Raw genomic sequence first — 24,724 nt, 5'->3', positions numbered from 1 at the left:
CGGTCTGGGCTCGGGAGGAGCCTTACATCTTGCCGTCGTCCTGGAAGACCTGGGTCCAGTCCTTGACGAGCCCGTCAAGCGCATCCTTGGCCGAACCCTGGCCGGCGACGACATAGTCGTGGAAGCGCTTCTGCGAGGCCTGCAGCAGCGGTGCGTAGCTCGGCTCGGCCCAGAAGTCCTTCACGATCGCCATCGAGTCGAGGAAGGTCTGCGCATAGGGCTGGCTCGACGGGAACTTCGGATCCTTGACCACGGCGTTCAGGCAGGAATAGCCGCCGAGCGACCACCATTTGGCCTGGACGTCCTTGTTGGCGAACCACTTGATGTATTTCAGCGCCGATTCCTGCTTGTCGGAATAGGACACGACCGAAATGCCCTGGCCACCGAGCTGGGCGAACTGCTCGCCGTCCGGACCCTTCGGGTTGACGAAGTAGCCGATCTTGTCGCCGCCGACATTCTCGTCCTTCTGCAGGCCGGGCCAGGTGAAGGCGAAGTTCATATGCATGGCCACCTGGCCGGATTTGAAGGCGTCGACGCCTTCGCCCATGTAGCTGTTCGACGCGCCGGGCGGGGTGCAGCAATCATAGAGCGCCTTGTAGAACTCCAACCCCTTCACCGATTTCTCGGAATTGACGAAGCCTTCCATTTCGTAGGGCTTCTTCGGGTTTTCATACTGGAAGCCGAAGCTGTAGAGCACGTCCATGGCGCCCATGGTGATGCCTTCGGAACCGCGCTCGGTGTAGATCGAGGCGCCATAGACAGTCTTGCCGTCGATCTCGCGCTTCTGGAAGAACTCGGCGACCTGCTTCAACTGGTCGAAGGTGGTCGGCGGGCCGAGATCCCAGCCATACTTTTCCTTGAATTCCTTCTGCAGTTCCGGCTTGGAGAACCAGTCCTTGCGGTAGGTCCAGCCGACGACGTCGCCCATGGCCGGCAGCGCCCAGTAGTTGGGCGTGTTCTTCGGCCATTCGGAATAGCCGACGACGGTTGCCGGCACGAAGTCGTCCATGCTGATCTTCTCCTTGTCGAAGAAGTCGTTCAGCTTGATGTAGTGGCCGTTCTCGGCCGAGCCGCCGATCCACTGGCTGTCGCCGATGATCAGGTCGCAGAGCTTGCCGTGCGAGTTCAGCTCGTTGAGGAAGCGAGCGGCGTATTCAGTCCACGGCACGAACTCAAACTTCATGCCGATGCCGGTTTCCTTGGTGAAGTCCTTGGACAGTTCGACAAGTGCGTTGGCCGGGTCCCAGGCGGCCCAGCACAGCGTCAGGTCTTCAGCGTGCGCAACGTTCGAGACGGCTGTCGACGCGGCAATAGCCGAAGTCAGTCCCAACGCCAGTTTCAAGCTCGATTTCATGCCTTCCTCCCATTTGCGAAACGCGCCCGGATGGCGGTTTCAAGAGCCCCTCAACCCTCGCTCCTCCGAGGGCCCAAACATGGCGGCGCGGTGCGTCGCAGATGTTTAGTAATTTGTTTAGTGATGCTCTTTTTACTAAACAACGCAAGTGAATTCGTTGCTGCGTTGCACCATCACGAAAAGACGATTGAAATCGTTGGGAAATGATTGCCGGAGGGTTCGCCCGGAAGTTGTTTAGTCGGCGTTGCTTGCAATCTTCGTCTGTGGCGTCACTGGTCGGACAGGCGGCGCGGGCGGCAGCAATGCGCGTATATCGGCGAAGGGAAATGTCGGCTCGAAGCGGAAGGCCTCGGCAAGTGAACCGGCAACGCCGTTGCATTGGCCGGCGCGAAACTCATTCTGGACGCGCGCTTTGTCGACATATTGCTGCGGTCTTTGCGACCGGTGCGCGCGGATCGCCTGCGTTTTGACATCGCGGTGGGCGGAAATGTCGACATAATGCGTCGGCGCAAAGCCGGTGCCGCCCATCGTGTCGGCATGCAGCACCGGCACGGCGAAGGATGCAGCGATGCGCACGCCGTCCGACAGCGCACGGTGGTCGGCGTGATAGTCGTTGGGCGCATGCGTGATCACCAGATTTGCTCCGGTCTCCCGTATCAGCGCTTTCAGCGTACCGATCAGCGCTGCATCGGCCACCAGCTCGCCATCGGGAAAGTCGAGAAAGTGAAGGTTCGCGCCGAGCAACGCCGCAGCGGTCGCGGCTTCCTCGCGGCGGACACGCGCCAAAATGCGCGGGTCGCCCGTGCCGCCCTTGGCACCATCCGTGGCCACGGCAAAAGTGAGGTCTGCGCCTTGCGTGGCATAGGCGGCCATCGTACCGAACATGAATATCTCGATGTCGTCCGGATGCGCCCCGAGCGCCAATACCTTCACTGCAATCTCCCGGAAATGGAAAAACGTGACGAACGGAATCCTGCTCGCCCTAATCGCCTATGCAAGCTATTCGTGCAGCGATGCCGTTATCAAGAGCCTTGGCGCAGAGTTCACCGTCTTCGAGATCGCCTTCTTCGTGACGCTGTTTGCCGGCGGCTTCCTGTTTTTCAGCCGGCCGGCCGATGAGCGCTGGCGTGGTTTCTGGCGCCCGCCAACCGCATCGCGCCGACGCATTGTTCGCAGATCGTCTGGGCGGTTATCCTCGGCGCTGTTTTTTAGGGAATATCCTGACTTCCTGTCCTTGACCGGCCTTGCGGTCGTCGGCGGCTCCGGCCTGCTGACCATGGTGCGGGAGGAGGTGCGGCTGGGCACGTGCGCTGGAATCCGTTTGCGCGGACCAGGCTTTGATCTGTCGCCGGTTGCACGGCCATAGTGGCCGCTGATATGCGGACGCCATGAATACTAGATCATTGCCGGAGCTTCCGGTGTCCGCCGTGCTGCCGGCGCTCGGCGAAGCGCTGGCAAGGCAGAACAGCACCGTTCTGGTAGCGCCACCCGGCGCCGGCAAGACGACGCTGGTGCCGCTGGCGCTGCTCGATGCGCCGTGGCTGGGCGCCGGCAAGATCGTCCTGCTCGAACCGCGCCGGCTCGCCGCCCGCGCCGCTGCCCGCCGCATGGCCGAATTGCTCGGCGAAGAGCCCGGCGCCACCGTCGGCTATGCCATGCGCATGGAGAACCGCACCTCGGCAAAGACCAGGATATTGGTCGTCACCGAAGGCGTACTGGCGCGCATGATCCTCGACAATCCGGAACTGCCCGGCGTCTCAGCGGTGATTTTCGACGAGTTCCACGAGCGCTCGCTCGACGGCGATTTCGGTCTGGCGCTGGCGCTCGACGTGCAAGGCGCGCTCAGGCCGGATCTGCGCTTGCTGGTGATGTCGGCAACACTCGACGGCGCGCGCGTAGCCAAACTCCTGTCTGGCGCCCCGGTGATCGAAAGCGAAGGCCGCGCCTATCCCGTCGACGTCCGTTACGACGAACGGCCGGCCGGCGTTCCCGTCGAAGACGCCATGGCCAAGGCGATCCGCTCCGCCCTTGCCGAGGAGAGCGGCAGCGTCCTCGCCTTCCTGCCCGGCCAGCGCGAGATCGAGCGCACCGCCGAACGGCTGCAGGGTCGCCTCGGCGCCGACACCGACATCGTGCCGCTCTATGGCCAGCTCGACAACAGGGCGCAGGATGCAGCGATCAAGCCGGCGCCACCCGGCCGCCGCAAGGTGGTGCTGGCGACGTCGATCGCCGAGACCTCGATCACCATTGACGGCGTGCGCGTCATCATTGATTCAGGCCTGTCGCGGCTCCCGCGCTACGAGCCGGCGAGCGGACTGACGCGGCTGGAGACGGTGCGTGTTTCCAAGGCATCGGCCGACCAGCGCGCCGGCCGCGCCGGGCGCACGCAGCCAGGCGTCGCCATCCGGCTGTGGCGGGCCGAGCAGACAGCAGCGCTTCCCGCTTTCACCCCGCCCGAAATACTCGCAGCCGACCTCTCGGGGCTGCTGCTCGATTGCGCCGCTTTCGGAGTCGCCGATCCGGCGAGCCTGTCCTTCCTCGATCCGCCACCGCCCCCGGCGCTCAACGAGGCGAGGGCACTGCTCGGCGCGCTGCACGCCATCGACGCGGCCGGGCGGCTGACGGAGCAAGGCGATGCGATGCGGAAATTGGCGCTGCCGGTGCGGCTTGCGCACATGGTCGCCGAAGCCGCCGGCAGCGGCAATGCGCTGGAGGCGGCGATGCTGGCCGTGCTGCTCACCGAGCGTGGCCTCGGCGGTGACGGCGCCGACCTCGAACGCCGGCTCATGCGCTTTCGCACCGAGAAATCGCCGCGCGCCGTTGGGGCGAGGCAGCTGGCCGAGCGGCTGGCGAAGCAGGCGGGCGGCGCCAAGAGCAGCGAAGCCGCTTCTGCCGGTCTTTTGCTCATCCACGCATGGCCGGACCGTGTCGCCAGGGCGCGCGGCGAGCGCGGCCGCTTTGTGCTCGCCAACGGTTCCGGCGCCATGCTTGACGCCGCCGATCCGCTGGCCGGCGAGCCCTGGCTGGTCGTCGCCGACCTGCAGGGCAAGGCGCAGAACGCCCGCATCACCGCGGCGGCGGCCGTCGACGAAGCCGACATCCGCGCTGCATTGTCCGACAGGATAGAGACCCGCCGCGAGGCGAGCTTCGACCGCGAGCGGCGCGCGGTGCGCGTGCGCGAGACAGCCCGGCTCGGCGCCATCACTCTGTCCGAGCGCATGCTGCCGGCACCCTCCGGCGCCGATGCGGATCGGGCGATCCTCGATGCCTTGCGGGAATACGGGCTGTCGCTGCTGGAGTGGGGCAAGGAGGGGGAGACGCTTCGGCTGCGCCTTGGCTGGTTGCATCGCGGCCTCGGCACGCCCTGGCCCGATGTTTCGGACGCCGCCCTCATCGAACGCCTCGACGACTGGCTGCTGCCGTTCCTGTCCGGCAAGGCATCATTCGCCGCGATCGACCCGGGCACGCTGTCTTCAGGCCTGATGGCGCTGGTGCCGCACGATCTGCAGCGCAAGATCGGCACGCTGGCGCCGACGCATTTCGACGCGCCGTCCGGCAGCCATGTGCCGATCCGCTATGACGGCGAATGGCCGGTGCTGGCTATCCGCGTGCAGGAGCTGTTCGGTCTCGACCGCCATCCCGCCATCGCCGACGGCACCGTGCCGCTGACGCTCGAACTGCTGTCGCCGGCGCACCGGCCGATCCAGACGACGCGCGACCTGCCCGGCTTCTGGCGCGGATCCTGGGTCGATGTGCGCACCGACATGCGCGGCCGCTATCCCCGCCATGTCTGGCCGGAAAATCCTCTGCTCGCAGCCGCTACGGCGCGGGCAAAACCGCGCGGGACCTAGCGCTCGTCCTTTCCCGGCTATAATCCTTGGCCATGATCAACATCCTGCACGCGCCCGACTTCCAGCAAAGCCAGCGGCTGCGCCTCAACACGCTGATCCGGCTGCGCTGGCTGGCCATTGTCGGCCAGAGCCTGACCGTGCTGTTCGTCGCCTATGGGTTGAAATTCCCGCTGCCGGTCAGCCTCTGCTTCGCGCTGATCGCCTGTTCGGCCTGGCTGAACTTGGTGCTGACCTTCCGCTATCCGGCAGCGCACCGGCTGACCCCGTTCCCAGCTTTCTTCATCCTGACCTTCGACAGCCTGCAGCTTGCCGGCCTGCTCTACATGACCGGCGGCCTCACCAATCCGTTCTCGCTGCTGATGACCGTGCCTGTGGTCGTCTCGGCGACATCGTTGCCGCTTCGTCTCACAGCCATACTCGGCGGGCTGGTGACGGTGGGGGCAAGCTTGCTGGTGTTCTTCCACCAGCCGCTGCCCTGGTACGAGGGCGCGCCGCTGGCCATGCCGTTCATCTATGTCGCCGGCATCTGGATGGCGGTGTTCTCCTCGATCGCCTTCACCGCCATCTATGCCTTCCGCGTCGCCGAGGAAGCCCGCCTGCTCGCCAATGCGCTTGCCGCCACCGAACTGGTGCTGCAACGCGAGCAGCACCTCTCGGCGCTGGATGGTCTGGCTGCCGCCGCAGCACACGAGCTCGGCACGCCGCTCGCCACCATCGCCCTTGTCTCCAAGGAGATGGAAAAGGCGCTGGGCGACGACCCGAAATATGGCGAGGACGTCAAACTGCTGCGGTCGCAGAGCGAGCGCTGCCGCGAGATCCTGAAACGGCTGACCAGCCTGTCCTCCGAGGGCGAGGCGCATCTGTCGCGGCTGCCGCTGACCTCGCTGGTCGAGGAGGTGACGGCGCCGCACCGCGATTTCGGCATCTCGATCAAGCTGCGGCCAGGCGAACGCATCGGCCCCGAGCCGGTCGGGCGGCGCAACCCCGGCGTCATCTACGGTCTCGGCAATCTGGTCGAGAACGCCGTCGACTTCGCCCGCAAGACCGTCACTATAAGCTGGAGCTGGGACGAGCTCGACGTCACCTTCTCGATCATCGATGACGGCCCGGGCTTTCCGCCGGAAATCATCGACCGCATCGGCGAGCCCTATATGTCGACGCGCCAGGGCAACGAATCCGGCGGCGGCCTGGGTCTCGGGCTGTTCATCGCCAAGACCTTGCTCGAACGCTCCGGCGCCACGCTCGATTTCCGCAATTCGAGCGGGCTGGGTGAGGGCGCTATCGTGCAGATATCGTGGCCGCGCACCGTCTTCCTCAACCCGCAATCGGTGGGGACGTCGATGTTCGACACCGCCTGAAACATTTTGATTTGGTGCATGATCCTTTCCGAAAATCGACTGCGATTTTCGGGGTCATGCATTGGCTGAGACCGGCAAAATTGGACAATGGCGTTCAGGAACTATATCTGCGTAAAATTAAGGCAGCAGGATTTTTTGAGACGATGACCGGCGAAGAAGCAATTGGTGCAATGGTTGAAGGCGACGACACCTCGCTGCTGATCGTCGATGACGACAAGCCGTTCCTGACGCGGCTGGCCCGCGCCATGGAAACCAGGGGTTTCGTGGTCGAGACGGCCGAGAGCGTCGAGGAGGCAGTGGCCAAGGCGCGCGCCCATCCGCCGGCCTATGCCGTGGTCGACATGCGGCTCGGAGACGGCAACGGCCTCGACGTCGTCGCCGCCATTCGCGAGAAGCGCGATGATGCCCGCACGGTCATACTCACCGGCTATGGCAACATCGCCACCGCGGTGACGGCGGTGAAGCTCGGCGCCATCGACTATCTGTCGAAGCCCGCCGACGCCGACGATGTCTTTGCGGCGTTGACCCGCACCGCCGGCGAGCGCGCCGCCCCGCCTGAAAACCCGATGTCGGCCGATCGCGTGCGCTGGGAACATATCCAGCGCGTCTACGAAATGTGCGACCGCAACGTCTCCGAGACAGCGCGCCGGCTGAACATGCACCGCCGCACGCTGCAGCGCATACTGGCCAAGCGCGCGCCGCGTTAGAGACTGTTTGGTAATTCTACTCCGGCGGCCATCTGATGGCGCTTTCTGCGCTTCCGGTGCTCACGGACCCAATGTCCGCTGCGCTCTGGTTCTCGAAACCACCACCATATGACTCGCCAGAGCGAATTTCGAAACAGTCTCTGAGAGGGCGGAGGAAACATGCGAGACGAGCGGCCGAAATCCATCCTTCGCGAATTCCTCGACGGCGAGGCGGCGGGCGGCATCATCCTGATGGTGGCGGCGGCGCTTGCGCTGATCGTTGCCAACTCGCCGCTGGCCGAAACGTATTTCGCCGCACTCCACGCCTATATCGGCCCGCTCAGTCTGTCGCACTGGATTAATGACGGGCTGATGGCGGTGTTCTTTCTGCTGGTTGGGCTCGAGATCAAGCGCGAGATGCTGGACGGCCAGCTCTCGACCTGGCCGCGCCGCGTGCTGCCCGGCATCGCCGCGGCCGGCGGCATGCTGGCTCCGGCGCTGGTCTATATCGCCATAAACCGAAACAACGCCGCCGCGCTCTCCGGCTGGGCGATCCCGACAGCCACCGACATCGCCTTTGCCCTCGGCGTGCTGTCGCTGCTCGGCAATCGCGTGCCGGCGTCGCTGAAAATCTTCCTCACCGCGCTCGCCATCATCGACGATCTCGGCGCCGTCATCATCATCGCCATCTTCTACACAAGCGGGCTGTCGCTGGCCTATCTCGCCGCCGCTTTCGCCGTCATCGCGGTGCTCATCGTGCTCAACCGCATGCGTGTGACGACGCTGACGCCCTATCTCGTGCTCGGCGCCATCCTGTGGGTGCTGGTGCTGAAATCGGGTGTGCATGCGACGCTGGCCGGCGTCGCGCTGGCGCTGACCATCCCGCTCAAAGTGTCTCCCGGCAGCGGCCACGATCTCGACCATTCGCCGCTGCACCGGCTCGAACACGGTCTGCACAAAATTGTGCCGTTCTTCGTCATCCCGATCTTCGGCTTTGCCAACGCCGGCGTATCGTTGGCCGGCCTCAGCGCTGCCGCTTTGGTCGAACCACTGACGCTCGGCGTCGCCGCCGGCCTCGTGCTGGGCAAGCTGGTCGGCGTCTTCGGCTCCTCGGCGCTGGCGATCCGGCTCGGCTTTGCCAACCTGCCGGTCAACGCCGGCTGGCTGCACATGATAGGCATCTCGCTGCTCTGCGGCATTGGCTTCACCATGAGCCTGTTCATCGGCCTGCTCGCCTTCGCCAGCGACGCGGCGCTGCAGGACGCGGTCAAGGTCGGCATCCTCGCCGGCTCGCTGATCGCCGCATTGCTGGGTGCCGCCGTGCTGCTGATGGCGCCGGCGGCGGGTGACGCTACGGACCAGGATTAAGGCCAGACAGACGACAGGCCGAAGGCCGCAAGCAGTTCGGGGCCGAGCGGCGGCACGTAGATTGTCAGCGAGGCGATTTTGTCGTCGGCGGGCTCGATGACATGCAGCGAGTGGGCTCGCCATACAAGGTCCTGATGGCTGCTCGCGTAGACCCCGACAGCCGGCTGGCCATTGGCCCGGGTGGCCACCGTGCGATAGCCGGCAAAATTGCCCCAGACGGTATCGAGGAAAGTGCGGATCGCCTCACGTCCCCGATACCATTCCAGCCATGGCGGCATATGATAGGTGGCGTCCTCTCTCAACAGCTCGATCAGGCCGTCGAGGTTGGCGGCCTGCCAGGCCCGCATGTAACGCTCCAGCAACTGGGCCTCTTGCCGGTTGGGCTGCGATCGCTGCAGCGGACGTCCCTGCGGATATCGCGCGCCAAGCGTTGCGCGGGCCCGCTGCAGGGCGCTGTTGATCGAAGCGGTCGACCCGCCCAGCAATTGTGCCGTCTCGAGTGCCGACCACCCCAGCACGTCGCACAACAAAAGCGCGGCCCGCTGCCTGGGCGGCAAAAGCTGGATCGCGGCGACGAACGCCAGTTGCACGGCCTCGCGCGTTTCATAGCGCGTTTCCGGACCGGGCTCGCCGTCAACGAGATCAGGCAGCTCCGCGTCCGGATAAGGCTCCAGCCAGGTGAGCTCGGCGGCTGGCCCGCCTGTGGCGCGCCCGCTGGAGGGCGATCGCTCGGGTTGCTGGAGAATGCGATGCGCCGTCGACCTCGCCTTGATGGCGTTGAGGCAGCTGTTGGTGGCAATCGTATAGAGCCAGCCGCGCAGCGAGCCTCGCCCATCGAATTGCGACCGCCCGCGCCATGCCCGCAGGAACGTGTCCTGGACCAGGTCGTCCGCCTCGTGCAGCGAACCCATCATCCGGTAGCAATGCAGCTTGAGTTCGCGGCGGTGGGCTGCGGTCAGACGCTCGAAGGCCGGCCGATCGAGGATCGGTCGGCCCAGTGGCTCAACAGGGCCAGGAGCATCCGTCATGGGCAGCCTGTGGTGCTGAAATCGCCGTGCATCCTGAGCGCCTCAGGCCGCTGCCGCAAGTCCGCTTCCGCTGACGGTGAAGGAGCAGCCTTCCGATTTTCCGGTGGCGAGCGCGACCACCGCGCGGCCGACATCGGCCGGCGTCTGCAAGTCGGTCATGCTCGCGAGGACGTCTGCAGGCTGGATGCCCAAATAGGCTGCAAAGCCGTCCAGCCCGGCATCGCCTATGCCGGTCCCTGGCATGATGCGAGCCGGTGCGAGCGCCATAAAGCGCAGGTCCAGTCCAAGCCGATCCGATTCCTTTTGGCAATGACCGGCCAGGAACATCTGCATGCGTTTTGCGCCTGCATACCCGCCAGCGAACGGCGGTCCGCCGCTCAAGGCTGCGCCACTGGAGATCAGCACAACCCGGCTCCCCGGCTTGAGCGGATTGTTGAGCGCGGCCTTGCAGAACAGGAACGATGCCCTGACGTCCATTTCCCAGTTCACCGAGAAGTCCTCCCAGCTCTGATCCTGGATAGGCGCGGACGGAGCAAGTGCGCCGGCGCAGACAACCAGCACGTCCGGCTCGAGCGCGGCGAAGACCTTATCGGGTGCGGTCTCGTCGGTGGCGTCGACCGCAATCGTCTTCACGCCTGATGTCTCCCAGGAGAGTTCCTTCAGGGCGGCTGCACCGCGAGCAACGGCCAGGACCGTCGCTCCCTCGCCAAGCGCAGCCTCCACGATCGAGCGGCCGACACCCCGGCTGCCTCCGATGACGACAACATTCTGACCTTGCAACGATCTCATGGATCACCTCTCTTCCGGTCGCCGGACCATCCAGACGTACCTGTTGATGAGGACAGCCGAGGTGAGCGGAAATCATCGGTGCAGGTCAAAAATTGTCTCAAGGGATCGGCGAACCCGCGCGGAGCCATGGTCGGGCGCCGGCGTCAGCGGCGACGCGGTCGCCTGTCCGGCGCACTGCTATTCACTTTCGCCGTCCATCGCCGGCACCGAAACACCGGCCAGTTCCGCCGCCAGCAACCGAGCGGCCCCGGCCCGCGCGATCCGCAACATCAGCGCCTTGCGCGTCGCCGCCACCATGCGGTGCTCCGGCGCATCGCGCAGGATCTCGGCGCCGTAGCCATCCGAAAGGATGAAGCCGCATTCCTCGGGGAAGATCTCCGCCGGCACGCCGGGATGGGTGGCGAAGAAGAAGCGGTCGGAATGCAGCCGGTAGTCGGGCCATTTGCGGTCGACGCGAAAATCCTCGATCGAGGATTTGATCTCGATGATCCAGATGTCGCCCTGCCGGGTCAGCGCGACGAGATCGGCGCGGCGCCCGGTGGCCAGCGACAGTTCGGGCAGTACATGCATCCCCATCTGCATCAACAGCCGCTGCACGCCACGCCGCACCAGCATGGCGCGTTCCGACTGGCGGCCGTCGATGAGGGGATTGAGGGGAATCGGCGAAATGATCGGCATGGCAGCCACCATGCCAGATTTTGTTCACGGTTTGAACCTGTTTTTGGAAGGCGATTGTATGGTTGACAAACCCATTTGAGGGAGGTCAGGTTTTTCATCGCTGACGCCTCATCAAAGCTTCATGAACGGTTACTAATGTTCCCAATTTGGAGGGAACGTTTGGTGGAGGAAGCCAGGCCGCACAGACCGATCTATCGCTTACAGCGGATCGACGGCGACCATGTGATGACCATTGTCACCTTCTACTCGGCTGCGGAGGCCCTGACGGTGCTACAGAACCTGCCGAACGGTTACAGGCTGACGCTCGACAACCGCCAAGTGTTGCCTTCATCCGCTCGTCACGATGGTGATGCAAGTTAGCCGGTGCCGATGGGGTATAGTGTATCGGCGCAACTCCCAAGACCTCCAGCTAGCCCGGGATGCCGCCCGGGCATTCTTTTATGCAGTGCCTAGTTTCGCTTTGATCGTTGCGACAGCCGCCATTGCTCGCGAGGGCTACCAAGCCGTAGGGCAATAGCCGGCGCAGTTCCCCAACGCCAAACTGCACCGGCCAAGCGAGCCAAGAAACGCCGCTCTGAATTTATCTTACCGCACATTAGCAATCTCTCAAGCAAGACTGAGTGCCCAAGGTCGATGGGCACAAAGGTGCAAGGCACGCCGTGGGGGAATAGCCGGTGCGGCCTGGGGCTATCGTTGGGGTGCAGGCCGCACCGGCCACTGCGGGTTATGATTGGATCGTCCCTCCCGCACTGCCCAAAGTATTTACATATTAGCAATTGCGCAACTAAGCATTTTGGAACTACCCAGCCGTAGGGAATGGCTACGGCTTTTGGGAGCGCTGGCGTCGGGATAGTTCTTTTATCTGTTCGTTGGTGAGCTTCGGCGCCTCCCCTGAAGGGCTTTGGGGGAAGCATTCCGAACCGATGAGGATGTCCGCAGTGTTGGCGAGGTCATGCCCTTGGGGGCGCGGTGTGCGCCGTTTTGCTGATCATCGAGCTTCTGGCAATTCACCTGCTCCTCTGAGCCGGCGTGCCTTCCACAAGGCGGGCCGTTGGCGTTAGGATTGCAGTTCCTGCTTGGGGAAGGGGAACTATGTTTTCGCGAGGTGTCACGGTTGATCTAATTTTCACCGCTGCAGCGGGCGTCGCTACTGTCGTATGCGTGCTCTTAACCCAAAGGTACAAGGTCAAGCAGTCACTTCTTATCCGCCTGTTTTTCCTGATCATGATCGGGGCAATTTTGCTGGAAATGAAGGTGGCAGTCGCTTTCGGATTTTGATCCCGGCATCAGCGCCTCACCAGGCGATTGTCCGGTTCGCAAACCTAGGGTGACGTCTTGATCCGAGCGCCTTCCGCGATCGCACCATATCTGGTCTGGGTGCAGTCTGGTACTGATCCGCAGCGGCCCTATGTCGTGCCAGTCAACTTGCGTTCTTGGTTATAGGACGGAAGGACTAAAGTCTTGCGCCGTGAGCGCAAAGGTCTGATGGAACCGCTTTGGTTCCGTTCTTGTCCATTGGACGTTCCGCATTTTAGCCAAACGAGATATTAGACCTCGAAGTTTTCGTCCGCGTCCAACGCCCAGTCTATTCCGGCCCGGCCTTTCAAGCCGACGTCGGCCTGTCCCCGGCCGGCGCCGATCCCGCAATATCGTCAAGGATCGGGCAGTCCGGCCGGTCATCACCATGGCAGGCGTGGATCAGCTTCTGCAAGGTCGTGCGCATCGACTGCAGCTCGCGCACCTTCTCCTCGATGGCGCTGACATGGGCGGCGGCGATCTCGCGCACGTCGTGGCTGGCGCGGCTGCGGTCTCGGTAGAGCGCCATCAACTGGCGGCAATCTTCGATTGAAAAGCCCAGGTTGCGGGCGCGGCGTAGGAAGGCCAGCCGGTGGATGTCGTCGCCGGAATAATCACGATAGCCATTGCCGGCGCGCGCCGGCGCGATCAGGCCGATCTCTTCATAGTAGCGGATGGTTTTGGCCGGCAGGCCGGACCGCGCCGCGGCATCGCCAACATTCATAGCGGTTCCTCGATGTGGTTCCCTGAATCTAGGCCATCCGACAGGACCGCCCATTGTTTTTCCTTCACAATCCCGTGACTCCTGTTGCCGAAATGCCATAGTTGACGGCTTACCGGCAGGTAAGCTCTTGCATATAGGCATCGCGCCCTTGGCAAGCAAAGCAAATGCCAGCAAGAATGATTTCAGGAAAAGCGGCCGCAACGTGCCGCTCGATTCTGGCGGGGCAGCGGACCATTTCATGCGCATGAAGTCATTTGCAATCGTCGCTGCACTTGCATTGTCGACCGCGATCTCGGGTTGCAGCACGATCGGCTCACGGCTCTTCTCCAACAACTACGGCGCGGTGAACGATGCAGGCTATCAGCTGCCGCGCATTCCGATCGAGAAGGTGCCGCTGAAGTATCATCGGCAGGAGGTGAACTACGACACCTCGGAAAAGCCGGGCACCATCGTCGTCGATACGCAGAACAAGTTTCTCTACTTCGTCGAAGGCGACGGCCGGGCGATCCGCTACGGCATCGGCGTCGGCCGCGAAGGTTTCGAATGGCATGGCACCGCCCACATCGCGCTGAAGCGCGAATGGCCGACCTGGACCCCGCCGCGGCAGATGATCCAGCGCCAGCCGGAACTGGCCAAGTTTGCCGGTGGCATGGAGCCGGGCCTGAAGAACCCGCTCGGCGCGCGCGCCATGTACCTGTTCAACAAGGGCGGCGACATGGGCTACCGCCTGCATGGCAGCCCGGAATGGAATTCGATCGGCAAGGCGATGTCGTCGGGCTGCATCCGGCTGATGAACCAGGACATCATCGACCTCTACGACCGCACATCGGTCGGCGCCAAGGTCATCGTGATGTAAGGACCAGATCCCGAAAGGCAGGAACCGCTTTTCGAACGAGATCATGGACTGACTTGAAGTGCTTTTAGTGCGCGGACCGTCTGGGCAACAACTGACGTCCAAAAACAGAAAACCGGGCAATTCGGCCCGGTTTTTTGTTGTCTGCGTTTTTGGCCGGGGCCGGAAGGCGGCCGGCGGAGTAGAATTCTCAGGAGACCTGCTCGACCTGCTGCACTTCCGGCACAAAGTGGCGGAGCAGGTTCTGGATGCCGTGCTTCAGCGTCGCCGTCGAAGAGGGGCAGCCGGCGCAGGCACCCTTCATGTGCAGGAACACCGTGCCGTTCTCGAAGCCGCGGAAGGTGATGTCGCCGCCATCCTGGGCAACCGCCGGGCGCACCCTGGTGTCGAGCAGTTCCTTGATGGTGATGACCAGTTCCTCGTCGGCCTTGTCGTAGAATTCACCGGTCTGGCTGGTCTCGGCGGCGGGGCCGGCGTTGACCATGACGGGCGCACCCGACATGAAATGCTCCATGATGGCGCCGAGGATGGCCGGCTTCAGATGCTGCCAGTCGGGGCCGTCCTTGGTCACGGTGATGAAGTCATAGCCGAAGAATACGCCGGTAACGCCGGGGATCTCGAACAGCCGGCCGGCCAGCGGCGAGGCTGAAGCCGCACTGTCGGCATCGCGGAAATCGGCGGTGCCTTCAACAAGCACTTCCTTGCCGGGCAGGAATTTCAGCGTTGCCGGGTTCGGCGTCGATTCGGTCTGGATGAACATGGCCGTCTCCGTGCCCCAGTCGGGCAGCTAGTTTGGAATAGTTCTAAATAGGCTCAATTGGCGTGACATTCAAGCGAAACGCATCGCTCAAACGGCTGGCTGGCGGAATGTTTTTGCCGGCTGGAGAAAGGAATCCCGGGCGGGCTTCAGGCGAGGCTGTCGATCTCCTCGTCGGACAAATTCTGCGGCACCACGGTGACCGGAATGGGGAAGGCGGCGCCCTTGCCGGCCACGGCGCCGACCAGCGGTCCAGGACCTTCCTTGCCGGCGCCTGCCGCTAGCACAAGGATGGCGATGTCCTGGTCTTCCTCTATCAGCTTGTGGATCTCCTCGGTCGGCTTGCCTTCGCGCACCACCATTTCGGGCTCGATGCCGAGCTTCTGGCGCACCTTGTTGGCGTAACCGTCGAGCGCCGCGCGCGCCGTGGCGTTGGCCTCCTCGCGCATGATCTTCTCGACGCCCAGCCAATGCTGAAAATCGTCCGGTGTGATGATGTAGAGCAGCACCAGCGTGCCGCTGGTGCTCTGAGCCCGCTTCGAGGCGTAGGCGACGGCGCGTTCGCACTCCGGCGTGTCGTCGATGATCGTCAGGAATTTCCTGCGATGGCCGGCTTCGCGACTGAGGCGTTTGGAGACCATGTCTATCTACTCGATGGGTTCGGCCGCAATCTGCCACCGCGGCAGACCGGCGGCAAGCCACCGGCCTTATGCCAGTGTGGTGCAGTGCACAGTGACGGCCGGGCTCAACCCTGAAGCAGGCCGATAATGTCGCGCACGGTTTTCATGGTGGTCTCGGCCAGCACGCCGGCGCGCTCCCCGCCATCCCGCAGCACCGCGTCGACATAGGCGCGGTCGCCCTCGATGCGGCGCATCTCGCCGGCGATCGGCGCCAGTTTTTCCACGGCAAGGTCGGCCAGCGCCGGCTTGAACACCGAAAACTGCTGGCCACCGAACTCCTTCAGCACGTCGGCTTTCGACATCTCGGCCAGCCCGGCATAGATGCCGACCAGATTTTCCGCTTCCGGCCGGCTCTCCAATCCGTCGACCTCGCTCGGCAAGGCCTCCGGGTCGGTCTTGGCCTTGCGGATCTTCTTCGAGATGGTGTCGGCATCGTCGGTCAGGTTGATGCGCGACAGGTCGGACGGGTCCGACTTCGACATCTTCTTGGAGCCGTCGCGCAGGCTCATGATGCGCGCCGCGGGGCCGCCGATCACCGGCTCGGTGATCGGGAAGAAGCCGTTCACTGTCTCTTCGCCGACCTGCATCTCGACGCCGACGCCAAGGCCGGCGATGCGGCTCGAAAAGTCGTTGTTGAATTTTTGCGCGATGTCGCGGGTCAGCTCCAGATGCTGCTTCTGGTCCTCGCCTACCGGCACATGGGTGGCGCGATAGAGCAGGATGTCGGCCGCCATCAATGAGGGATAGGCGAGCAGGCCGAGCGAAGCGTTCTCGCGGTCCTTGCCGGCCTTGTCCTTGAACTGCGTCATCTTGTTCATCCAGCCGATGCGCGCCACGCAGTTGAAGATCCAGGCAAGCTCTGCATGCTGCATCACCCGCGATTGGTTGAAGACGATGTGCTTCTTCGGGTCGATGCCGGAAGCGAGGAAGGCGGCGGTGATCAAGCGGGTCTGGTCGGCAAGGTCGTCATGGACGAGCTGTGCCGTCAGCGAGTGCAGGTCGACGACGCAATAGATGCAGTCGGACGTGTCCTGCAGGGCGACGAATTTCTTGATGGCGCCGAGATAGTTGCCGAGATGCAGGTTGCCGGTCGGCTGGACGCCGGAAAAGACGAGCTGTTTGAAGGCGGTCATGTTTTCCCTTGTGGCTTGTGGAGGGCCGTTTCGCACGCGGCGAAAGTCTTTCGACGGCGGGCTTATGGACGAAGGGGCGAGCGGGATCAAGACCGGTGTTGCGGTTAGATCGCCCTGCCTATTCGTCCAGATCAACCTTTGGCGCCGACGGAGCTGCCTTCCCCGAGCCACGCTTCACATTGCGGCGGATCATGCCGAAATCGGCGCCGCCGGTGGCAAAGGCGGTGACGAAGTAGAGCAGCGCCCCACCGGCGACGAGCGCCAAAAGCGTCGTCGCCTTGATCACCAGCGGTGAGCCGGGGCCGAGCCTGACGGCCAGCCAATGCTCGGCGAAATAGAGCGCGACACCCATCACGACCGCCGACAGCACCAGCCGGGGAATACGCTTCAGCAGCGGCACGTCGCGGCCCCAATGGCCGCGCCGGATCAGCACGGCGAGCAGCATCATCGCATTGACCCAGCCGGCGACGGCCGATGCCACGGCAATGCCGGGCGCGCCCATCCTCGGAAACAGCGTCAACGCGGTCGCGACATTCACGCCGACCGAAATGGCGGCGAACATCATCGGCGTGCGCGTGTCCTCGCGGGCGAAATAGCCGGGGGTGAAGGCTTTGATCAATACGAAGGCCGGCAGGCCGAGGCCGAAGATCGCCAGGATCGCGGCAACCGTCGGTGTCGAGCCGTTGGCGGCGAAGGCGCCGCGCTCATAGACCAGCCGCACGATCGGCTCGGACATCACCCACAGTGCCGCCGCTGCCGGCAAGGTCATGAACAGCGTAAACTCGACCGAGCGGTTCTGCAGATTGGCCGCCTCGACCAGATTGCCTGATTTCAGTGCCCGCGACAGTTCCGGCAACAGCACGATCGCGACAGCGACGCCAACCACGCCGAGCGGCAATTGGTAGATGCGGTCGGCGTAAGCCAGCGAGGACACGGCGCTGTCCTGCGCCGACGCGATCGCCGTGCCGATCAGCTGGTTGATCTGGGTGATGCCGCCGGTGATCGCCGCCGGCAGCGCCAGGATCAGCAGCCGTTTGACGTTGGGCGTCAGCTTGGGCCGGCGAAAACCGAGCACGATGCCGGCATTGCGGACCGCGACCCAGACGATGGCGAGTTGCACGATACCCGCCGCCAGCACACCCCAGGACAGGCTGAAGCCGACGTCATGCGCATCCATGCCGTGGTACCAGGCGTAGCCAAGCACGCCGATCAGGATGATGTTGAGGAAGGCGGGTGCGACGGCAGCCGCGAAATAGCGGCGCAGCGAATTCAGCATGCCGGCCATCATGGCCGCTAGCGACATGCAGATGAGATACGGGAACATGATCGTCGCAAGCAGGACGGTCGTCTCGAACTTGCCCGGCGTGTCGGCAAAGCCCGGCGCCACCAGATAGCGCACGATCAGCGGCATCGCCAGTTCCATGACGATGGTCAGCGCCAGCAACGCGGTAAACAAGACGCCGAATACTTCCTCGGAAAAGCGCTTGGCGCCGTCGGTGCCGTGCGTCTCGATCTCCTTGGCGAACAGCGGCACGAAGGCGGCGTTGAACGCGCCTTCGGCAAACAGCCGGCGGAACGTGTTTGGAAACTGGAAGGCGGCGTTGAAGGCGTCGGCCACCGGCCCGGTGCCGAGCGCGGCCGCCATCAGCATCTCACGGCCAAAGCCAAGCGCGCGGCTCATCAGCGTGCCGGACGCAACCGTGGCGAATTTCTTGACGAGGCTCATGCGCGCGGAGATTGCCTGGGTGCCTGGGAAAAAACAGGTGATTGGGACAAAGTGATGGTCACTCGGCCGCCGCCTTGGCCTTGCCGCCGCGATCCGGGGCAATGCCCTCGAGTGCGGCGATCAGCCTGGTGTGGATGGCGGCGGTGCGCGCTGGGCTGTCGATCTTCTGCCCGGTCAGGTCGGTGACATAGAACGTGTCGATGACCTTTTCGCCGAAGGTGGTGATGTGGGCCGAGGCGATGTCGAGCGACAGATCCGACAGCGCGCCGGTGATCTCCGACAACAGGCCCGGCCGGTCCAGCCCTTCGACCTCGATCACCGAGAAGCGGTTCGACAGCGTGTTGCGGATTTCGGCGCGCGGCGGAATCTTGAACACCTTGGCGCCGCGCTTTGGCCTGGTGCGCTTCTCGATCATCTCCGGCAGCCAGCTCTTGCCCGACAGCACGTCCTCGATCAGCCTACCGACGCGCTCGGCGCGGCGGCGCTCATCCTCGTCGCGGTCGAACTCCCTCGAGATCAGGATGATGTCCAGCGCGCGGCCGTCGGATGTGGTGAAGATCTGCGCGTCGACGATGTTGCCGCCGGCCCCCGCACAGGCTCCGGCAATGACAGAGAGCAGGCGGGGGTGGTCCTGCGCCAAAACGGTGATCTCGGTCACCGCTTCAAACTGGTGGGTCCTTACCACGGTGGCGAGTTTTTTGCCGGCAGCGTCGGCCTCGCGGATGAATTCCGCATGGCGCAGTTGATCGGCGAGATCGACGGTCAGGAGGTAATTCTCATAGTGCAGGCCGACATAGCGCTTGCGCGCCTTGTCCGGCCAGGCGGTCAGTGCTTCGGCCAGCCGTTCGCGCGCGGCGGCCGTCCGCTTGGCGCGCGACACTTCCGAGAAGCCGCCGGTCAACAAGAGCTCGGTCTCGTAGTAGAGCGTGCGCAGAAGCTGGCCCTTCCAGCCGTTCCACACGCCCGGCCCGACGCCCCTGATGTCGCAGACGGTGAGGATCAGAAGCAGCTTCAGCCGCTCGACCGACTGCACGATCGAGGCGAAATCCTCGATCGTCTTGCGGTCGTTGAGGTCTCGGGTCTGCGCCGTCATCGACATGACGAGATGGTTCTCGACCAGCCAGGCGACGGTCTCTGTGTCGGCGGCCGACAGACCCATATGCGGGCAGATGCGCCGCGCTATCCTTGCGCCGACCTCGGAGTGATCCTCCGGCCTGCCCTTGGCGATGTCATGCAAGAGCACGGCGACATAGAGTGCCTCGCGGCTCTTCTTCAGTCCCGGCATCAGCGTGTGCGACAGCGGATGCACCTTCTCGCCGTCGCCGCGCTCGATCTCGGCCAGAACGCCGATGCAGCGGATCAGGTGCTCGTCCACCGTATAGTGGTGGTACATCGAGAACTGCATCATGGCGACGATCTTGCCGAAGTCGGGGATCAGCTTGCCGAGCAGGCCGGCCTCGTTCATGCGCCGCAGATTGAGCTCGGCGTTGCGGTCCGAGGTCAGGATGTCGAGGAACAGCCGGTTGGCCTCCGCGTCGCGCCGCAGCGACTTGTTGACCAGACCGAGCGAACGGGTGAGCAGCTTCAGCGCATCGGGGTGGAATTCCAGCCCGTGCTTGTCGGCGAACCAGAACAGCCTGAGCAGGTTGACCGGGTCGCGCTCGAACACTGTGTCGTCGGCGACGTTGATGCGGTGGTTGTCGACGATGAAATCCGACGTGCCGGCCAGCTTGCGCTTGCGGCGCTGGAAGGTGAGGAAAATGCGGTTGAAGCCCGGCACGTGCTTGGCCTGCTCTTCCTCGAGCGCGGCGCAGAAGATGCGGGTCAAGTCGCCGACATCCTTGGCGACGAGAAAATAGTGCTTCATGAAGCGCTCCACCGCCGACAGGCCGGGATGCGTGGTGTAACCGAGACGCTCGGCGATTTCGCGCTGAATGTCGAAATGCAGCCGTTCCTCCGGCTTTCCGGTGAGGAAATGCATGTGGCAGCGCACCGCCCACAGAAAGTCCTCGGCCTTCAGGAATTCCCTGTATTCGGCCTCGGTGAAAACGGCCTTGTCAACCAACTCCTCGCCGGTGCGCACGCGATAAAAGTACTTCGCGATCCAGAACAGCGTCTGCAAATCGCGCAGGCCGCCCTTGCCGTCCTTGACGTTGGGCTCGACCAGATAGCGACTTTCGCCCGCCTTGGCATGGCGCTCGTCGCGCTCGGCGAGCTTGGCCTGCACATATTCAGGTCCGGTGGTGCGCACCACTTCGTGGTCGAAGCGGGTCAGCAATTCGTCGAAGAGTTTTTGCTCACCCCACAGGAACCGCGCCTCCAGGATCGAGGTTCGGATGGTGATGTCGCTGCGCGACAGCCTGAGGCACTCGTCGATGTTGCGGGTGGCGTGACCGACCTTCAGTCCGAGGTCCCAGAGCATGTAGAGCATGTATTCGACGATCTGCTCGCCCCACGGCGTCTGCTTGTAGGGCAACAGGAACAACAAATCGATGTCGGACCCGGGCGCCAGCGTGCCGCGGCCATAGCCGCCGACGGCGACGACGGCCATGCGCTCGGCGGTCGACGGGTTTTTCACCCGGTAGACGTGGGTAGCGGCGAACTCGTAGAGGGCGCGGATGATCTCGTCCATGAGATGCGACAGCCGGGCAGCACAGGCCGCGCCGCTGCCGTCGTCCATCAGCATGCGTTCGGCGACCTTGCGGCCCTCGGTTAGCCGCCCCTTCAGCAACCGCAGCGCGCCGACGCGCGCGCCGGGCTCGGCGCCGTTGCCGGCCGAGGTCAGCGCCGTCATCTCGCGGCGCAGCGCCTCGCTATCGATCAGCTCGTCGAGCTTGAGGGAAATTTTTGCCATATATGCCGGTTGGTCTCGCCTTTTGCGCGGCGTCTATAGCGCGTTTTCACGGTGCTGGGTATGGGGCGGACGGACGCGTCGGCCCCGATACCTGAAGGGGATGATTTTCTCCCGCCGTAACCGGAAGAGATCGGCGATCTGCCTCGCTAGTCGCCTTATCTCGATCCCTACCTTGGCCGCAATCGGCTTGTGGCGTTTCTTGCCCATCCCGCTTGCCGCCCATTCCTCTGTGCGCTCCTGCTTGAGCAGGCTCGGCAATCGCACCGGTCCGCCGCCAAGGAACTGAACCTGCAGGCACAAAGCCGGCACAAGCTGATAAGTGACGTCGCGGGGCGAGGTCGCAAAACGCGGATTGAAGACGAGATGATCGACGGGGATGGTGATCTCATTCGTCGCTTCTATGAGGTCTCGTGCAGCCTGTCTCGACACGATGTACCCGGCCGTGCCGATATGGACGGCGTGTAGCCTGCTCGCAGAAAAACCGTGGCCACAGGCAAGCTGCTTGCGTGAAATCACGGTTCGATTGAAGAACGTTTCCAATTTGACGATGTCGGCATCGGCTGGGATCCAGGCGGCACCGGCAAGCAATTGGCCAGCCTTGTCGGCGAAGACGATGTCGTCCTCGAAGATGGCGCCATAGTCGTCATCGCCTGCCGCGATGATCGACCAGCATTGCTTATGGCTGAGCAGGCAAGCGATCTCGCCGTCGGCCATACGCAAATGCTTTTTGCCCTGCGGCATTTCGGCCGGCCGATCGCGCGCGTCGATGGCGGTGACCCGTTCAAAGGCGACGCCAATGCGGGCGAACTCGGCCGTCACATGGGCGAGGCGGTCGCGGGACCGATCGAGATTGATAACCAGGCATTTCATTCGGGTGGGATCGATGCAGTGGGACGCGGGTGGTCGCGTCCATAACATGGGAAAGAAATTGCGTAAGCGATTTTTCCCTCCATGCCGCCCGATGGCGGCCATGATCGAAAGTCGAAATCGCCCCTTGACCTTCCAGTTACTGGAAGCACTACCTCCGCATCCAGACAGACATGAAGGCATATATTCGATGGCGCATTCCGAGCATCACCACCACGCGCACACGGCCGATGGCGGCTGCTGTGCGGCAAAGTCGGCTGCGCCGGCCGCCGAGGCCGTGGTGCGCGATCCTGTCTGCGGCATGCTCGTCGATCCGGCCGCCGGTAAACCGACGGCCGAGCATGGCGGTCGTCTCGTTCACTTCTGCAGCGAGGCGTGCCGTACGAAATTCGTCGCTGCGCCCGAAAAATACCTGACCGCCACCGACCCTGTCTGCGGCATGAGCGTCGACTGCGCCACTGCGAAGCATTTTTCCCGCCGCGAAGGTCAGGGTTTCTATTTCTGCTCGGCCGGCTGCCAGACGAAGTGCGAGGCCGAACCGCAAAAATATCTCGGCGACAGGCCGGCGCCGTCGCCAATGCCGAAAGGCACGCAATACACCTGCCCGATGCATCCCGAGATCATCCGCGACAAGCCCGGCTCGTGCCCGATCTGCGGCATGGCGCTGGAACCGATGGGTGTTCCCACCGGCGATGAGGGCCCGAACCCCGAACTGATCGACTTCACCAGGCGCTTCTGGGTCAGTGCGGTGCTGTCCGTGCCGCTGCTGATCGTCGCAATGGCGCCGATGTTCGGCCTGACCGTCCAGGCCTTTGTCGACGAGCGCACGATGGTCTGGCTGGAACTGGCGTTGGCGAGCCCGGTGGTGCTGTGGGCGGCGCTTCCATTCTTCCATCGCGGCTGGGACTCGGTCGTCAACCGCAGCCCCAACATGTGGACCCTGATTTCGCTGGGTGTTGGCGCTGCCTATCTCTACAGCCTCGTCGCCACCCTGTTTCCGGATATCTTTCCGCATCAGTTCCGCGGCCATGGCGGCAGCGTGCCGGTCTATTTCGAGGCAGCGGCGGTCATCGTCGCGCTGGTGTTCCTCGGCCAGGTCCTCGAATTGCGGGCACGCGAAAAGACCGGCTCGGCCATCCGCGCCCTGCTCGACCTGGCGCCGAAGACGGCACGGCTGATCGGTGACGACGGCTCCGAGACCGACGTGCCGCTCGATACGGTCAAGGCCGGCGAGCGGCTGCGCATCCGTCCGGGCGATGCCGTGCCGGTCGACGGCGTCGTAACAGAAGGCCGTTCTTCCATCGATGAATCGATGATCTCGGGCGAGCCGCTGCCGGTCGAAAAGACGCAAGGCGATGCCTTGACCGGCGGCACACTCAATAAGAACGGTTCGCTGATCATGCGTGCCGAAAAGGTTGGCGCCGAGACCACGCTGGCCCGCATCGTCGAGCTGGTCGCCAAGGCGCAGCGCTCGCGCGCCCCAATTCAGGGCCTGGCCGACCGTGTCTCCTTCTACTTCGTGCCCGCCGTCGTGCTGGTCGCGCTTGCCGCCTTTGGCGCCTGGGCGGTCTTCGGCCCCGAGCCCAGCCTGATCTTCGCCATCGTCTCGGCGGTCTCGGTGCTGATCATCGCCTGTCCCTGCGCGCTCGGACTGGCGACGCCGATGTCGATCATGACCGCGACCGGACGCGGGGCGCACGCCGGCGTGCTGATCAAGGAAGCCGCCGCGCTCGAACGTTTTGCCTCGGTCGACACGTTGATCGTCGACAAGACAGGCACCTTGACCGAAGGCAAGCCTCGCTTGACCGATGTCGTCGCTGCCGAAGGCCTCTCGGAGAATGAATTGCTGACGCTCGCCGCCGGTCTGGAAAAAGGTTCGGAGCATCCGCTGGCCGAGGCCATCGTCGGCGGCGCCGGTGAGCGTGGCCTGACGCTCGGTGAAACCAGTGGCTTCGAAGCCGTCACCGGCAAGGGCGTGTCCGGCATGGTCTCGGGCAGGAGGGTCGCGCTCGGCAACGCCGCCATGATGGCCGATCTCGGCATAGATACCGCGCTGTCGGCCAAAGCCGAGGCTCTGCAGGCCGAAGGCAAGACCGCGATGTTCGTTGCCGTGGACGACAGGCTGGCCGGCATCGTCGCCGTCGCCGATCCGGTCAAGGCAACGACTGCCGAGGCGATCAGGGCGCTTCATGACAGGGGCCTGCGGATCATCATGGCGACCGGCGACAATGAGCGCACGGCCCGCGCCATCGCCAAAAGCCTCGGCATCGACGAAGTGCGCGCCGGCCTGCTGCCGGAACAAAAGGCTGCCCTTGCCGAGGAACTGCGCGCCAAAGGTGCCGGCGTCGCCATGGCCGGCGATGGCGTCAACGATGCGCCGGCCTTGGCCGCCGCCGATGTCGGCATCGCCATGGGCACCGGCGCCGATGTCGCCGTCGAAAGCGCGGGGATCACGCTGGTCAAGGGCGACCTCAACGGCATCGTTCGGGCGCGAACGCTCGCCCAGGCGACGATCCGCAACATCCGCCAGAACCTGGTCTTCGCCTTCCTTTACAATGTGCTTGGCGTGCCGGTTGCCGCCGGTGTGCTGTATCCGCTGACCGGCACGCTTTTGTCGCCGATGCTGGCGGCGGCGGCGATGAGCCTGTCTTCGGTTTCGGTCATCGCCAACGCATTGCGGCTCAGGACATTGAAACTCTGAGCAATGCCCCCAAATACGAAA

Annotated in this window: 20 protein-coding genes; 8 read left to right on the top strand and 12 right to left on the bottom strand. The window is 63.9% G+C overall.

What is annotated here, in order from left to right:
* Positions 1–22: 22 nt before the first annotated feature.
* Both ACWTU9_RS01785 and ACWTU9_RS01780 read right to left on the bottom strand, forming a co-directional pair.
* A complete protein-coding gene (locus ACWTU9_RS01785; RefSeq protein ID WP_455856821.1) occupies positions 23–1,354 on the bottom strand; it encodes an ABC transporter substrate-binding protein in 1,332 nt (443 codons plus the stop codon).
* A gap of 234 nt (positions 1,355–1,588) precedes the next feature.
* On the bottom strand, positions 1,589–2,287 hold the full coding sequence (locus tag ACWTU9_RS01780; protein ID WP_455856820.1) for a PIG-L deacetylase family protein: 699 nt from the start codon (positions 2,285–2,287) through the stop codon (positions 1,589–1,591).
* A 25-nt stretch (positions 2,288–2,312) separates the two neighbouring features.
* Here ACWTU9_RS01780 and ACWTU9_RS01775 point away from each other — a divergent pair, with 25 nt between their 5' ends.
* The 5 genes from ACWTU9_RS01775 to nhaA all read left to right on the top strand — a co-directional run bounded on the left by ACWTU9_RS01775 (position 2,313) and on the right by nhaA (position 8,617).
* A complete protein-coding gene (locus ACWTU9_RS01775) occupies positions 2,313–2,720 on the top strand; it encodes a hypothetical protein (RefSeq protein ID WP_455856819.1) in 408 nt (135 codons plus the stop codon).
* Positions 2,721–2,742: 22 nt separating this feature from the next.
* Entirely contained in the window at positions 2,743–5,205 is a 2,463-nt protein-coding gene (gene hrpB / locus ACWTU9_RS01770; RefSeq protein ID WP_455856818.1) for an ATP-dependent helicase HrpB, read from the top strand.
* A 32-nt stretch (positions 5,206–5,237) separates the two neighbouring features.
* On the top strand, positions 5,238–6,563 hold the full coding sequence (locus tag ACWTU9_RS01765) for an ActS/PrrB/RegB family redox-sensitive histidine kinase (protein WP_455857120.1): 1,326 nt from the start codon (positions 5,238–5,240) through the stop codon (positions 6,561–6,563).
* A gap of 143 nt (positions 6,564–6,706) precedes the next feature.
* Positions 6,707–7,270: an ActR/PrrA/RegA family redox response regulator transcription factor gene (locus ACWTU9_RS01760; RefSeq protein ID WP_455856817.1), complete on the top strand. Its 564-nt coding sequence runs from the start codon at positions 6,707–6,709 to the stop codon at positions 7,268–7,270.
* A 159-nt stretch (positions 7,271–7,429) separates the two neighbouring features.
* On the top strand, positions 7,430–8,617 hold the full coding sequence (gene nhaA / locus ACWTU9_RS01755) for a Na+/H+ antiporter NhaA (RefSeq protein WP_455856816.1): 1,188 nt from the start codon (positions 7,430–7,432) through the stop codon (positions 8,615–8,617).
* Here the strand turns inward: nhaA and ACWTU9_RS01750 are convergent.
* The 3 genes from ACWTU9_RS01750 to ACWTU9_RS01740 all read right to left on the bottom strand — a co-directional run bounded on the left by ACWTU9_RS01750 (position 8,614) and on the right by ACWTU9_RS01740 (position 11,112).
* Positions 8,614–9,645, bottom strand: a complete 1,032-nt coding sequence (locus ACWTU9_RS01750; protein WP_455856815.1) for an RNA polymerase subunit sigma-70 — start codon at positions 9,643–9,645, stop codon at positions 8,614–8,616. The genes nhaA and ACWTU9_RS01750 overlap by 4 nt on opposite strands.
* A gap of 42 nt (positions 9,646–9,687) precedes the next feature.
* The gene (locus ACWTU9_RS01745) at positions 9,688–10,434 is read right to left on the bottom strand and encodes an SDR family NAD(P)-dependent oxidoreductase (protein ID WP_455856814.1); all 747 of its coding nucleotides are present in this window, start codon (positions 10,432–10,434) and stop codon (positions 9,688–9,690) included.
* A gap of 177 nt (positions 10,435–10,611) precedes the next feature.
* Positions 10,612–11,112 carry an MmcB family DNA repair protein gene (locus ACWTU9_RS01740; protein WP_454575821.1) on the bottom strand — a complete coding sequence of 167 codons (501 nt, stop codon included), beginning with the start codon at positions 11,110–11,112 and terminating at the stop codon, positions 10,612–10,614.
* Positions 11,113–11,271: 159 nt separating this feature from the next.
* On the opposite strand from ACWTU9_RS01740, the gene ACWTU9_RS01735 reads away from it, so the two are divergent.
* Complete coding sequence (locus ACWTU9_RS01735) at positions 11,272–11,472, top strand: hypothetical protein (RefSeq protein ID WP_454575820.1); 201 nt, start codon at positions 11,272–11,274, stop codon at positions 11,470–11,472.
* Between the two features lie 1,243 nt (positions 11,473–12,715).
* On the opposite strand, the gene cueR is transcribed toward ACWTU9_RS01735, so the two are convergent.
* Positions 12,716–13,132 (bottom strand): Cu(I)-responsive transcriptional regulator, encoded by a 417-nt coding sequence (gene cueR / locus ACWTU9_RS01730; RefSeq protein WP_455856813.1) that lies wholly within the window; start codon positions 13,130–13,132, stop codon positions 12,716–12,718.
* Positions 13,133–13,370: 238 nt separating this feature from the next.
* On the opposite strand from cueR, the gene ACWTU9_RS01725 reads away from it, so the two are divergent.
* Positions 13,371–13,988 carry a L,D-transpeptidase gene (locus ACWTU9_RS01725; RefSeq protein ID WP_112560709.1) on the top strand — a complete coding sequence of 206 codons (618 nt, stop codon included), beginning with the start codon at positions 13,371–13,373 and terminating at the stop codon, positions 13,986–13,988.
* 187 nt (positions 13,989–14,175) lie between these two features.
* On the opposite strand, the gene ACWTU9_RS01720 is transcribed toward ACWTU9_RS01725, so the two are convergent.
* The 6 genes from ACWTU9_RS01720 to ACWTU9_RS01695 form a co-directional block, all read right to left on the bottom strand.
* Positions 14,176–14,745 (bottom strand): NifU family protein, encoded by a 570-nt coding sequence (locus tag ACWTU9_RS01720; protein WP_112560600.1) that lies wholly within the window; start codon positions 14,743–14,745, stop codon positions 14,176–14,178.
* Between the two features lie 146 nt (positions 14,746–14,891).
* Positions 14,892–15,383 (bottom strand): universal stress protein, encoded by a 492-nt coding sequence (locus ACWTU9_RS01715; protein ID WP_023672856.1) that lies wholly within the window; start codon positions 15,381–15,383, stop codon positions 14,892–14,894.
* A gap of 104 nt (positions 15,384–15,487) precedes the next feature.
* Positions 15,488–16,555, bottom strand: a complete 1,068-nt coding sequence (gene trpS, locus ACWTU9_RS01710; RefSeq protein ID WP_455856812.1) for a tryptophan--tRNA ligase — start codon at positions 16,553–16,555, stop codon at positions 15,488–15,490.
* Positions 16,556–16,673: 118 nt separating this feature from the next.
* A complete protein-coding gene (murJ, locus tag ACWTU9_RS01705) occupies positions 16,674–18,281 on the bottom strand; it encodes a murein biosynthesis integral membrane protein MurJ (RefSeq protein WP_455856811.1) in 1,608 nt (535 codons plus the stop codon).
* A gap of 58 nt (positions 18,282–18,339) precedes the next feature.
* On the bottom strand, positions 18,340–21,135 hold the full coding sequence (locus ACWTU9_RS01700; protein WP_455856810.1) for a [protein-PII] uridylyltransferase: 2,796 nt from the start codon (positions 21,133–21,135) through the stop codon (positions 18,340–18,342).
* Between the two features lie 33 nt (positions 21,136–21,168).
* Positions 21,169–22,107 carry a glycosyltransferase family 25 protein gene (locus ACWTU9_RS01695; RefSeq protein WP_455856809.1) on the bottom strand — a complete coding sequence of 313 codons (939 nt, stop codon included), beginning with the start codon at positions 22,105–22,107 and terminating at the stop codon, positions 21,169–21,171.
* Positions 22,108–22,192: 85 nt separating this feature from the next.
* Here ACWTU9_RS01695 and ACWTU9_RS01690 point away from each other — a divergent pair, with 85 nt between their 5' ends.
* A complete protein-coding gene (locus ACWTU9_RS01690; RefSeq protein ID WP_455856808.1) occupies positions 22,193–24,703 on the top strand; it encodes a heavy metal translocating P-type ATPase in 2,511 nt (836 codons plus the stop codon).
* The last annotated feature ends 21 nt before the right edge of the window (positions 24,704–24,724 follow it).

It is taken from the genome of Mesorhizobium sp. 128a (assembly GCF_053848025.1).
This window is presented reverse-complemented; position numbering and strand designations above follow the sequence as displayed.